This window comes from Methylosinus sp. DMC45, assembly GCF_056313885.1.
Genome location: NZ_JBQUZK010000006.1, coordinates 39,733 through 53,172, shown reverse-complemented (window position 1 = coordinate 53,172; position 13,440 = coordinate 39,733). Strand labels below are relative to the sequence as shown.

Sequence of the window (13,440 nt, the reverse complement as noted above, 5' to 3'; positions counted from 1 at the left end):
CTGGACAAAGCCGGCTAAGGCGATTTTCGCCAAGCTGGCCCGCGTTCCTGCACCTTCCGTCTGAGTCAGTGCACTAGCCGCGAGATATGCCTCACGCACCGCGCCAAAATCGGCGTCCGTGGTAACGCTAATGTCCAGCCCTTCACTCGCGCGTAAGACTTGCGCCAGATATTCAGGATCGTTGACTGTGCCGATCAGCCTAAGCGTCCAGCCTCTTGCAATCCTCGGATACCGTTCGATGAACGCTCGAAATCCTTCGATGATCTCCAGCTGATTTTTCGTATGCCCTCGGGCGACAAAACGGCCAACTGATAATATCGATTTATTCTTCAGGAGCATTTTATCTGAACCTATGGCTACATAGGATTTTGGAATAGTCGGATACAATACAGTTCCAGAAAAATTGTTGGCCCCCCAATAGGTTTTCATCCAATCTAGCGTGAACCTAGAGTTTGCCAGAAAGTAGTAGCTCGAGAGAAATTGCGCTGATGCCTCGCCAATCGGAAAAGAGACGATACAAAACGACTTGGCAGCGAAAGAAGGCGATCTGCTCTGATAGGTAGAATTGACGAAAATATCGTAATCATGCGTCAACTCAGGCGAAAACGCCGATATCAGTCTCTTACGTACATTGAGTTTTGAATGACCGAAATACTCCATCATGTAGGCCAAATCGAAGTCGTCCTCCGCGATGAGCTCGACCTGTCCGAAGCGGCTGAGCGCCGCTGTCAGATCGAGCGCATGCGCCTCTCCTCCGCCGAGTGTGCGCCAATAACTGTTGTAGACTCCGATGCGCAATCCAGAGCGCTGCGGCGTCTCCTTGTTGTCGATCAACGGAACGATACGTTCGATGTCTCGCAGAATTTCCGGGATCATCAATGCGTATTGCCGGTCACGCTCTTTTGCGTCGAGACTTGACTGCGCCCAGTGGGTGAGATGGTTCAGATGAAGGCGGTGTCGCTCTAAAATAGCCGCCTTTGAGAATTTGTCCGCAAAAATATAATCGTAGAGGATTTTATTGCGTGAGGTCTGCTTCAGCCAGAAGAGTGAGTTCTCGTTCGTTGTCGAAGCATGCTTATGGTAGACGACGGCCATGGGATTATAGACGATTCTATATCCTTTCTGCCCGAGCCATCGAGAGAGCTCAGAGTCTTCATAATATGCTCCGAATTCGGAAATAAATAGCTCTCGCCCATGCAGCGCATCTCTACGAAGCAGCACGGCGCCGCCGCAGAAAAGCTCGACGTCCGACGGCGTATCGAATTCGCCTCCGTCAACGAAGCCATAGCCGCGATCATAGGGATTGCCTGTCGTGTCTAGCGCAGATCCTGCGTTGTTAATTATATAATACGAAGATTTGCGGTCAACGTCCGTGAAACTGTATTCACTATCGATCCCGCCAGCGACAAGAACCAGGCTTTTCGTTCTCGAACCGACATGCAATTCGACAGCCTGTCCCTCGGGACCCCGAAGATGCAGATTGATCGGCTTATCCTGAACGGGGACGTGAAGAATCAATTCTTCGTGATTGCTCGATCCCGTAACTTTCGACCGCAGCGACTCTTCTGACGTATGAGCCCAGACAGAAAAGTATTTCTTATAGGTCAACGATTCGAGCAAGCTTGGAAGATCCAGTTCGAAAGCATATGCGCTTTCGAACCTCAATAGCTGGAATTTGGTCCAAAATCGAATTTTTGGCGCCACGGCTGCGATCAGCGGATCCCCGCGAATTGTCGTTACCATCGACTCCAGCCAATTTGCGTCGACTCGTGTATCATTGTTGAGCAACGCGAGCAGCTCGCCCGAGCATAACGGCAACGCAACGTTGTTCGCCTTGGCGAAGCCGAGCGACTTCTTGCTCTCGACAATATGTTCCACGCCAAATTGCGCCGCAATTTCGACAGAGTTGTCCGAGGAATTGTCGTCGACGAAAATCACCTCGAAATTTTTGTACGTTTGTGCGGAAAGACTCGAAAAGAGCTCGTGTAGGTGACGAACTCCATTGAAGTTGGGAATTATGATAGAAACGAGAGGGGCTGGCGACAGGGAAAAGTAACGAGCCTCGAGCGGCGCAGTAGATCTCTTCACTCCAACGGTCGCCTTATCAATAACCTCCTGATTGTGCGCCTCCCGGGTCAGCTGATGCTTCAGAGGCTCGAAACCGCGGACCAAACATTCTGGATGTCGACGGCAATACTCCCGGGGGCTGAACCAAGGATTGGGCCAAAATCCATCGCGCCAACCGACCGAGAGATAGTGCAGGAGTGGCTCGGTCTGAAGGCTACGGACAACCGGATAACTGTCGAGATACCATTGCGTGTCGAAATATTTGCTAATTGCGCGCCCCTCCAGCCAACCGCGCATTAAATAATGCCGCAAGGGCTCGGTGCGAGTCGCGTTTGCATTTCGCTCGTAATAAACTACGGGATCGAAATAGATGCTCGGCGCTCGCCCTTCGCGCCATCCGAACATCACATAGTGCCGGAATGGATCCATTCTCGAGAGCGCAACGTCGGCATTTTGATCCAGATACCATTGAGGGTCGAAATATGCGTTCGCGGATCGTCCCTCGCGCCAGCCAAAGGCGAGGAAGTGTTGCAGCGGTTCAACCTCCGCCCGGGCGACGTCTGGATTCTGGCTCAAATACCAGCGCGGATTGAAGTAAGCGCTAGGAGACGCACCTTTTCGCCACCCTTCGGTCAAATAATGCCCGAGCGGCTCGATATTCCGTTCGCGTAAGCTGGGATTGTGCTCGAGGTACCAGGCAAGATCGAAATAGGGCGAGGGATTGAGGCCCGACCTCCATCCACTCCGCAGGTAATGAGCCAATGCCTCCTTGCGGGTCGCGAGGGGACGGTTGATCCCGATGTCGCGAACCAGAACGTCTCGATATGTTGTCGTGTACCAGTCGTAGTCGAAAATCACTGAGTATCGCTTATGTGGGGCCATTCCGATTGGCCTGATCGCGACTGATAATCGATCGAGTTTGAACATTGAGGTCGAGCCCCCGGCAGTGGTGTCGCAATTTTGAATTGCGGTCCGAAATCCCGCCGAGGCGGGAGGCCCGAGCCACGCTGGGTCATGAGGCGGGCGAGGCCGCATTACATCGCTGTTCTTCGACTTTGCGTCTATCCGTCCGCGAGCCCACTATGACGGCTTGTCGAATTCTCGCGACACTTATCCGTAAATTGAATTCTTTTCGATGCCCGCCGCGAGCATCCCCGTCGAAAATCTATTGGGTGCCGCTTGCGCGCGTCATCGCGCAAGCCTTTCAGGAAAACTAACCAATCAGCTATAAAGCACGCCTAAAGCGGCTGTCTATAGCGTAATTATACTATATTGTAATAATATGCTTGCATGATTATTCAAAAACAATAGCTTGATTAATAGCTTGCTGACGGCGCCGGTCTGGCTTTTTTGGATTGTTGGTGGATATTTGTATTGAGCGTTTCGTGCCTTGGCAATATGAACTAGGGCGATCGAGATGGAATCGATGCCGGATATTGTTGACGACGAGCTGCTAGGTTTAAGGCTTAGCGGTGACGACGTCGATCTCATAAAGAGCTGCATGAGTGGCGGTTTATCCGGCGGGCGACTTGCGTCCTTGAGCGCCAATTTTCTCGAGCGAGGCTCTGTCGCCGCCGCATGTGTCGCTATGCAGAGCGTCTTTTCGATAGGACGCAGTGTCACGATAGACGATTTATTTTTGGCAGATAAAATCATACGGCGGCTTGCGTCGCAGTTGATTGAGAACCAGCTTCGTACTGACCTTCGGCCGTTGTTGTTCGATGCTCTTGTCGAGCAGTCTGCAAATGAACATATTTACAGCCAATATTCGTTTGCTTCAATTTTTTATCATCCGCATTCTATGGGCTCTACAAACTCGGCGATCATCGGTGGATGGATGCGTCAGTTTATAGAGCAGCACCGCTCAGGCGTCGGAGAGCGCAGAAAAAAGAATATCGCAGTCAATTATTTAATTCATGCGGAAAATTTAGATCAAAACGAATTGAACAGGCTGCTGGCGGCCCACGCCGACGAGCTATTTATCAAGGACTATCATGTTATATTTACATCAGATTCCGTGCTACGGGCATGCAACTATGAGACGCCGTGGATATTATCAAATAGTCTATATGGCTTGCTATTTCTATTCCAACTGGAGTGCATTGATTATATAAATGATGATTTTCGTCGTGGATATAAGAATATTTATGGCGCGCTAGAGGGGCTATGCGTTGCTGCGCTCACGCGAGCGGATGCCAATATGGCGGTCGCGAGACCTGATGTAATGAACTTGCTTTACTACTATATTTTCCACAGATTTGATCGCAGGTCTCGGGTTTTCGACAAACTCTCCAAGGAAGCTGTGTTTCGGCAATTGAATCAGCGGGAAACCCTTAGGCTGTCCGTGCCTCCGTCGATAAGGCGACGGTCTTTGCGTGTCGCAATCGGAGTCTCCGGCCAGATGCGCGGGTATGAAATCGCGCATAAGAGCTGGAAGGATTTAGAAAGACTAGGGGAGATAGATTATTTTGTTCACACGTGGAAGGGTATCGGTGGTCGTGAACCTGAGGGCGGCCACGCTGCGCGTATATTTAGTGGCCGGTTTCTCAATGAGTATCTCAAAGCAATCGATCTGTATGGGATTGCCGAGATAAAGCAAATGCTTAGAACATTGTTTCGATGTATAAGCAATAGAAGCATTGTAGATGCCGGAAGATTGGAAAAAGCATATAATACAAAAAATATTGTGATCGAAGACGAAGCGGACAGCTCGTTCACGGGATGGAATTGCTCAAAAATGATGCACTATAAGATATCATCTGTAATTAAAAGCATTGTAGACGCAGGGCGATCGTATGATATAATTATACGATTGAGGCCAGATAAAGTAATAAATCATGTTGATATTGATAGAATGTTTGAACATATTAATGAGTGCTTATTTAATGACGTTGTATATTCAGATATTGGATATTTCTTACATTTCGGTGTAGGATTTTGTGTTGGGGATCAGTTCTATATGGGCGCCGCGGCTCGCGTACAAAGAAGCGTAAATATATATGAGGAGGTCGGGTTGTTGTCGGGCATTAGAACGTGGGGTCTGAGCGACGAATGGGGGCCTCACTATAATGCAGCAAATATTCTTGCTGGTCAAAATATCAATGTCAAAAAGGCAGATATTGACTGGGGTCCATTGGTCGAGCAGTCGACGCTTTGTCCTCATTTTATTGTCGACGCAATCATGGAAGATTTGCAGCATCAAAACAGTGATGCGCGACGCAAGGCTGTTTTGGCGCTGCTAGCCGCGGCCCAGGCAGACGCGTTACACCCCCACAACCTTTCGTGATGCGTCCAGGCCGATTGCGAGATTACAATATGAAACGGCTGATCGTCGATCTCGACAACACACTCACGATCGGAGAGACCGACGACTATCGTCACGCTACGCCAAATCTAGAAATGATCGCGCGTCTTCGTGATTACCGCAAAATGGGTTTCGAGATCGCCATTCATACAAGCCGTAACATGCGTTCGTACGAGAACAGTATGGGAAAGATCGCCGCAAGGACCTTGCCTATCGTCACCGATTGGCTGGAACGGCACGGCGTGCCTTACGATGAAATTTGGATCGGCAAGCCTTGGTGCGGGCGCGAGGGATTTTACATCGACGATCGAGCCGTCCGTCCTTCCGAATTCCTCCGTCTGTCATTCGAAGAGATAACGGACTTGTTGGCAGACGAGGTGCGCTTTGCCCAGCAACGCTGACATGCAGTCCCAATCGGTCCCGGTACCAGAGGAACCGATATTCGTGATCCTCTCCGGCGCCTATGTTACATCGGACATTGCCGCTGAATTTGGACGTCTGCCACCGGCTTTCTTGCCGATCGGGTCGGAGCCGCTTTATGTGCGGCAGGTGGCATTTGCGCGCGAACGAACATCGACCATTCTCCTCACGATCCCCGCAGATTTCCAAATGACACGATCGGACGAGACGCGACTCGAGGATCTGCGGGTACGGATCGTCCGGTCTCCGGTCTCGCTCTCCTTGGCCACCGCCACCCAGTTTATTTTGGAAGCTTTGGATGTGCGAGGATCCTTGATCTTGCTACACGGCGACACGCTCGTCGATATCGGGAGCGAGACACTCGACGACGTCGTCGTCGTGGATGAAACGGATGATTTCTACCCTTGGGCGGATGTGGTCAACTCTGCGAAGCCAGAACAGGGTCTGTCTCTGGAAACGAGCTATGGCGACGGCGCTCGTTCACGGCTGGTCGCGAGCGGGCTATTCAGTTTCACGAACTCCTCCGCTTTTCGAGATGCGTTGAACGCTTGCCCCGATTTTATTTCGGCTGTCGACAGTTACGGCCGGCGGGTTCCGCTGCGCGCGGTCAAAGCGCAGAGATGGTACGATTTCGGCAGTTTGTCGCGCATGATGCGGTCGAGACGCGAAATTCTCGTTAGCCGCGCATTCAATACGCTCACGTGCGACGGCGTGAGCGTCGTCAAGACAAGCCGGCAAAAAGACAAGATTACCGCGGAAATCGCCTGGTATGAACAGCTGCCGTCTTCTATGCGTGCATTTACTCCGCATTTCCTGGGCGTAGTCAGGGAGAATTTGCCGGACGAATTCGAGATCGGCTATCGTTTGGAGTATCTTTACCAGCCAACACTTGCCGAGCTCGTCGTTTTCGGTCGTCTGCCGCGGTATGTCTGGCGGCAGATCATCGCGAAATGTCTGGAGTTCATTGAAGCCTGCCGCCAGATTCGACCCGAATCGGACGAGGCGTTCAGCGAGCGACGCGAACTCTTCGATTCTCTAGTGAAGAAGAAGTCGAGGAGACGTATCGAGGACTTTCTGGCCACGAGAAATATTGCGCTCTCGAACCGCATCACATTGAACGGCGTGCGCACGCCTCGTCTCGAGGACGTGCTGGACGATTTGATTTCGATGATTCCCTCGACGAGTTCGGAAACCTACTCGCTCATGCACGGGGACCTCTTTTTCGGTAATATGTTTTATGACTTCCGCGCCAAACGCGTGCGCGTGGTCGATCCGCGCGGCCATATCGATACGGGTAAGCCCACGCTGTGGGGCGATTGGAGATATGATCTCGCCAAGTTAGCGCATTCAGTGCACGGTCAATATGACCATATCCTTTTGGGATCTACAAAATTCAGAGAGTTCGGGCCTATGGAATATGAATTCAGCCGCAGCGATCGAGACGACCTGAAAGCCCTGAGCGAGGACTTTGGCGCGCTTACCATGGGCGGCTTGTCTTGTCTCGGTCCAGAGATTCGCGCGATCGAGGGACTGCTGTTCCTTTCAATGTTGCCGATGCACGCGGAAGCGCCTCTGCGTCAGAACAAGTTTTTTTCCAACGGTTTGCTCATTCATCGTGAGCTGACATCCTAAAGCCCCGTCCGACAAGAAAGCGGAGTTGAATATGTTTCTCTTCGCCATGGCCGGTCTCAGCAACCGGTTTCGTATCGCCGGGTACGACAAGCCAAAATTTTCGCTCGAGGCGCATGGCGCTTCGATGTTCGAGCACTCGGTCGTCGGCTTCTCGAAATATTTCGGCGCCGAAGACTTTCTCTTCGTGACATTACGTTGCTACGATGCTGGGGAATTTATCCGGTCACGAAGTAAGCGTATAGGGATACCGCCAAAGCGTGTCCGGATTGTCGAGCTCGATGCGACGACGACCGGACAAGCCGAAACTGTGATGCTTGGACTTTTGCACGCAGGCATTCGCGCCGAAGAGCCGCTCACCATCTTCAATATCGACACTTTTCGACCTGGGTTTTCTTATCCTAATGATCTAGATCTCTCTCGTATCGACGGTTATCTCGAAACGTTCGTCGGGCTTGGAGACCATTGGTCGTTTGTGAAACCTCTGGCGGACGGAAATCCAGAGCGCCGCGTGGCCGAAGTGGCCGAAAAGCGCCGCATATCGCCTTATTGTTCCTCCGGCCTATACCATTTTCGGGCGACCGAATTGTTCCTACGCGCGTACGGACGCATCGAAACGCGCAACCCTGCGGAGTTGCAGGGCGGAGAGCGATATGTTGCACCACTTTATAATTATCTGATCGCCGAAGGTTACGATATCCGTTTCGCTCCTATAGAGAAGTTCGAAATCATTCATTGCGGCACGCCCGTAGAATATCGTGCGGTGCTCGATCTGGACACAATCGCGACCTTGCGTCAAATGCCGCCGTCGTAAGGGCGTTGTCACATTAGAGCATCGTCCGAGCATTGCGATTCAATAAAGCGTGGCGGATTCCCATATCTGAAGCGGAGCGCTGAGCGGCGTGAGCGGCTGGGAGGGGATCATGACGCTGTCTATGGATCTTCGCGAGAAGGTGATGAAGGCGATCCGGGGTGGGACGTCGCGCCGACAGGCGGCCGCACGGTTCGATATCGGTCCGGCGACCGCCGTGCGCTGGGCCAAGCGGGTCGAGATCACCGGCGAGGTCGCGCCGGCCAAGATGGGCGGCGACCGCCGCTCGCGGCGCGTCGAGGCGCAGGCGGATTTCATCCTCGCGCAGATAAAGGACAAGCCCGACATGACGATCATGGAGCTGCGCGACAAGATCAGGGAGCGCCACGGGCTCGCCGCCGGCTATGGGACGGTGTGGCGGTTCCTCGCGCGCCATGGGATCACGCGGAAGAAGAAGACCGGCCATGCCGCGGAGCAGGACGGGGAAGAGGTCGCCTCGGCGCGAGAGGAATGGTTCGAGGGCGAGCTCGATCTCGACCCGGAAAAGCTCGTTTTCATCGACGAGACGAGCGTCTCGACGAATATGGCGCGGCGCTTCGGCCGGGCGCCGCGCGGGGAGCGTTGCCGGGCGTCGGTCCCGTTCGGACAATGGGAGACGACGACGCTGATCGCAGCGCTGCGCGTCGATCGCATCGACGCGCCGATGATGATCGACGGCGCGCTCGATGGCCGCTCGTTCCTGGCCTATGTCGAGCAGGTTCTGGCGCCGACGCTCTGCGCAGGAGAGATCGTGGTGCTGGACAATGTGAGCACCCACAAGGTCGTGGGCGTGCGCGAGGCGATCGAAGCGAAATGCGCGAAGCTCCTTTATCTTCCGCCCTATTCGCCGGACTTCAATCCGATCGAAAAGTCCTTCTCCAAGATCAAGTCGGTTCTCCAGCGCATCGCAGCGCGCACCGTCGATGCGCTCGACGCGGCGGTCGCCCAGGCCCTGCGAAGCGTCACGCCGAACGAATGCGCGAATTACTTTGCGGCATCCGGCTATGATGCAGCTTGATCGGATTCCGCTCTAAGACGGATCTCGCGCGTAAATCCGCAAATCGCGCGACTTCCCTGTTCGGTATGGCGAAAGGGGAACTCTGGCGCATCTTGGACAACATTACCCATAAAAAAAGCGAGGTGAGAGTAATCACCCCGCGTTGGAAGGCCCGTAATCAGAGCCTCGGATCGATTGGCTCGCTCTCCAACGCGAGGATAGCGAAAACGCATTCATGGGTCTTGCGCAGGGGCGCGCAGGCGGTAAAGCGCGTCAGGGCTTCATGGCCGAGCGCGAATTCGCGCAGGGCGTTGGTCCTTTTGGCGCCGAGGCCGCGTTGGCGCAGGCGTTCGAGATGTTCCGGCAGGTCATATTCCGGGCCGTAGATGATGCGCAGATATTCCGGGCCGCGCACCTTCAGCGCCGGCTGGATCGACCCCTTGGCGCCGCGCGCGATGAAGTCTCGCGGCTTCACCACCATGCCTTCGCCGCCCGCCGATGTCAGCTCCTCCCACCAGCGCGTCGCCTCCTCGCAGGCCGAGGCGTCGTCCAGAGCGAGGCGACGCCAGCGAGTCGTCGTCACATTCTGCACGCCGGTCGCCGCCAATGTCTCGGCCATCGACATGTGCCAGAGATGGTCCTTGTCGAAATGCGTGGCGTCCTCGCTCGCCAGCAGATGGAACGGGGCGATGCGCAGATCGTCGAGCGAGCGAACCGGCCAGACATAGGGCTTCCAGGCGTCACCATAGCGCGCTGCCTTTTCGGCGCGGATCGCGAGCCGATCGCGCAGCGCCTCGACAGGAACGCCCCGAGCGGCGGCGCGCGCGGCGGCGTCATGGGCGAGGGCAAGTCCTGCTCTGCTCGCAGCGGCGACCGGCGCATATTGCTGCTCGATCAGCGCCGATGCCTTGGCAGACCAGGGCATGATTTCCGTATCGAACAGGAGCCAGTCGGTCGCGAGCATCTCCCAGAGGCGGGCGCGGTCGCAGGCGGTGCGCAGCCGTGCGAGCAGCGCCTCGCATTCAACGCCATCCGCCAAGAAGGCGCGGCCCGAGCGCGTCCAGATCTGGCCGCTCTCGCCGGAGAGGACGCCGAAACGCCGCCGCGCCACATCGGCGTCGCGGCAGAGGGCGACGACGGCGCGCGAGCCCATGTGCTTTTCCTCGAGCACGACTTCCTTTTGGCCGCGCTCGCGGAAGAAAGCGAAGGCTTCCTCCGGGCGCTCCAGAAAGCCGTCGCGCGCGCTCGTCTCCACCGGCGACATGGTCGGCGGGAGATAGACGAGCCATTGCGGCGCGAGAGCGAAGCGGCTCATCGCTTCGAGCGCCGCAGCGGAATTCTCCTCGGCGATGGGAATGCGCCGCAGCAGCGTCGTGTCGATCCATCGCCGTCCCGACACATCGGCATGATCGAGGAGCCGATCCGCCTCGGCCTGCAAGGCGGTCTCCGGCGCGGCGACGAGCGGGCGCGCCGGCTCGCAATAGACGCGCGCGGCAGGAACCTCGACCAGCTCCCGCTCCGGCCAGCGCAGCGCCGTGAGCTTGCCGCCGAAAACGCAGCCCGTGTCGACGCAAATGGTGTTGTTGACCCATTCCGCATCCGGCGTCGGCGTATGGCCATAGACGATTGCCGAGCGGCCGCGATAATTCGCAGCCCAGTCGAGCCGAACCGGCAGGCCGAACTCATCTGTCTCGCCCGTCGTCTCGCCAAACAGAGCGAACTCTCGGACCGCGGGCGAGCCACGACCAATCATTTCCTCCTTCAGCCCGGCATGGGCGACGGCGAGCTTGCCTCCGTCGAGCCAATAATGGCTGCGGAGATCCGCGAGGAAAGTCTTCACGCGCTCGCGGAACTCGGCCGGCTCCTCGGCGAGCTGATCGATCGACTCCTGAAGCCCGTGGGCGACCGTAACCTTTCGGCCTTCGAGCCAGCGCGACAATTTGCGGTCATGATTGCCCTGCACGACATAGGCGACGCCTGCGGCCTGCGCCGCCATGGCGATGCGCAATACGCCCGGAACATCCGGACCGCGATCGACCAGATCGCCAACGAAGACCAGCTTGCGGCCATGCGGCGCCGACACGGCGACGGCGTCGCCATCGCCCTCGACGACATAGCCGAGCGCTTCGAGCAGCCGCCGCAATTCCTCGAAGCAGCCATGCACGTCGCCGATCACATCGAAGGGGCCGACATCGTTGCGCTTGTCGGTCCACATGGGGCGGCGCTCGACGACCGCGGCCTCGATCGCCGCGACCGAGGACAGCTTCCAAATCTGCCGAAACCCCTCATTAGCGAGGCCGCGCAGACCGCGATGAATCTCCTGAATCATGCGCTGCGGCACGCCGGGGCCGAAATCGCGATCCGGCCGCGCCTTGTTGCGCGCGATGCAGACTTCGAGGCCCGGATCGACGACGATCGCCACAGGCAGCGCATGCCAGCGCCGCGCGAGCTCGACCCAGGATTTGCGATCGGCGGCGCGCACATTGGTGGCGTCGATCACCGCGAGGCGGCGGTTCTTCAGCCTTTTCTCGGCGATGGCGGCAACGAGCGCGAAAGCGTCGGCCGAGGCCGATTGATCGGTCTCGTCGTCGCAGACGAGACCGCGGCACTGATCCGAGGAGATCACCTCCGTCGGCTTGAACCAGCGCGACGCGAAGCTCGATTTGCCCGCGCCCGTCGCGCCGATCAGCACGACGAGGCAGAAGTCGGGAATGTCCAGGAGAGTCGGGAGAGGCGCATTCATCTCGAGAACACCGCAACCTGCGTGACCGGACCAAGGTCTGGATGCTCCTCGCCTATGCCGGACAAGGCGACCGAATAGCCATGGCTTTCGGCGATCGCTTGCGCCCAATCGCGAAATTGCGCGCGCAACCATTCGAAGCGATGGTCGGGATGGCGGAAGGCGCCGGCCGGCAGAGAGTCGAACAGGGCGTTATATTCGGCGTTCGGCGTCGTCACGATCACGGTCTTCGGACGCGCTGCGCCGAAGACGATCTCGACCAGCGTCGGCAGGCGATCGGCGTCCAAATGCTCGATCACCTCGACGAGGGCGACGGCGTCGACATCGGCCCAGCGCGCATCGCGATAGGTGAGCGCGCCATGCAGCAGGCTCAACCGCTCCACGGAAGGACTGCCGGCGCGATCGAGCTTCAGCCGCTCGCTGGCGCGCTCCAGCGCGCGGGTGGAGGCGTCGAGACCGATGATCCGCTCGAAGCCGCGCTCCTTGACGAGACGTTGCAGCAGTCGGCCTTCTCCGCAGCCGAGATCGGCGACGCTGCGCGCGCCCGCCTCCTTCAACAGGCCGACGACGGCGTCGAGACGACGATCGTGCAGACGCAGCGGCGCCTCCAGCGCCTCCTCGCGCGGCGGCGCCTTTCCGTCTTCCGGACCCTCCTCAGCCTCGGTGTCCGGCGCGAAACGCGCGAGGGCGGCGCGCGCGAGGCTGCGGCGGTTCTTCAAGAAGCGCCGCGCGATCGTCTCGCGCTCGGGGTGTGCGGCGAGCCAGGAACCGCCTTTGGCGACGAGCTTCTCCACCTCGTCGTCGCCGACCCAATAATGCTTGTCGGCGTCCATCGCCGGGATCAGCACATAGAGATGGCCGAGCGCATCGGCGAGGCGCAGCGTCCCCGCGAGCCGCAGCTCGACATAACGCGAGGGGCCATCCGCTCCCTCGATGCGGCGCGCCTCCACGGTCCAGCCGAGCGGCGCGAAGAGGCGCTCCAGCAAATCGCCGTCGCGCGGCGCGGGCAAAGGCGCGACGACAATCTCGAGCGGGATCGCCGTCGCCGCGAGTTCCGGCCGCTCGCGCGAGACGCCGGTCATCGCCGTGCGAAAGGCCTTGTTGAGCGCGACCGAGAGGAAGGACGACGCCGCATAGGGTCGATCATTGACATATTGATCCGCGATCCCTTCGCCGCCACCGCGGCCGCGCACGAGAGCGACCGGATCGAGGTCGAGGATCAGCGCCGCCTCGCAGCGCTCCACGTCGGCCTGCGGGAAAAACACGGTTCCGCGTCCAAAGGACAGCTCGACGTCATGGGCGCGATCGGGATGCTTCATCAGCAGAAATCCGAGATCGGTGGCCGGCGCATGCGTGGTGGCGATGGACAAATACATGACGGATATCGAGCTTGCTCGGCAATGTGTTCGGCGCGGAAGCCTATAGCAGGCGAG

At 57.3% G+C, this 13,440-nt stretch carries 8 protein-coding genes; 5 read left to right on the top strand and 3 right to left on the bottom strand.

Annotated features, from left to right (window positions below; genetic code table 11):
• A partial coding sequence (locus ACT53T_RS02735) for a glycosyltransferase (protein ID WP_476159912.1) occupies positions 1-2,925 on the bottom strand: 2,925 nt, incomplete at its 3' end.
• 559 nt (positions 2,926-3,484) lie between these two features.
• Here ACT53T_RS02735 and ACT53T_RS02730 point away from each other — a divergent pair.
• From ACT53T_RS02730 to ACT53T_RS02710, 5 genes are all read left to right on the top strand, one after another.
• Complete coding sequence (locus ACT53T_RS02730; RefSeq protein WP_476159911.1) at positions 3,485-5,353, top strand: hypothetical protein; 1,869 nt, start codon at positions 3,485-3,487, stop codon at positions 5,351-5,353.
• Between the two features lie 29 nt (positions 5,354-5,382).
• Positions 5,383-5,772: an HAD family hydrolase gene (locus tag ACT53T_RS02725; protein ID WP_476159910.1), complete on the top strand. Its 390-nt coding sequence runs from the start codon at positions 5,383-5,385 to the stop codon at positions 5,770-5,772.
• A gap of 43 nt (positions 5,773-5,815) precedes the next feature.
• Complete coding sequence (locus ACT53T_RS02720) at positions 5,816-7,423, top strand: hypothetical protein (protein WP_476159909.1); 1,608 nt, start codon at positions 5,816-5,818, stop codon at positions 7,421-7,423.
• A 31-nt stretch (positions 7,424-7,454) separates the two neighbouring features.
• Entirely contained in the window at positions 7,455-8,234 is a 780-nt protein-coding gene (locus tag ACT53T_RS02715; RefSeq protein WP_476159908.1) for a glycosyltransferase family protein, read from the top strand.
• A gap of 109 nt (positions 8,235-8,343) precedes the next feature.
• Positions 8,344-9,288 carry an IS630 family transposase gene (locus ACT53T_RS02710; RefSeq protein ID WP_476159907.1) on the top strand — a complete coding sequence of 315 codons (945 nt, stop codon included), beginning with the start codon at positions 8,344-8,346 and terminating at the stop codon, positions 9,286-9,288.
• Between the two features lie 157 nt (positions 9,289-9,445).
• Here the strand turns inward: ACT53T_RS02710 and ACT53T_RS02705 are convergent, their stop codons facing one another.
• Positions 9,446-12,010, bottom strand: coding sequence for a polynucleotide kinase-phosphatase (locus ACT53T_RS02705; protein ID WP_476159906.1), 2,565 nt, complete (start codon positions 12,008-12,010; stop codon positions 9,446-9,448).
• Complete coding sequence (locus ACT53T_RS02700; RefSeq protein WP_476159904.1) at positions 12,007-13,383, bottom strand: 3' terminal RNA ribose 2'-O-methyltransferase Hen1; 1,377 nt, start codon at positions 13,381-13,383, stop codon at positions 12,007-12,009. The genes ACT53T_RS02705 and ACT53T_RS02700 overlap by 4 nt, the downstream gene beginning before the upstream one ends.
• Between the last annotated feature and the right edge of the window lie 57 nt (positions 13,384-13,440).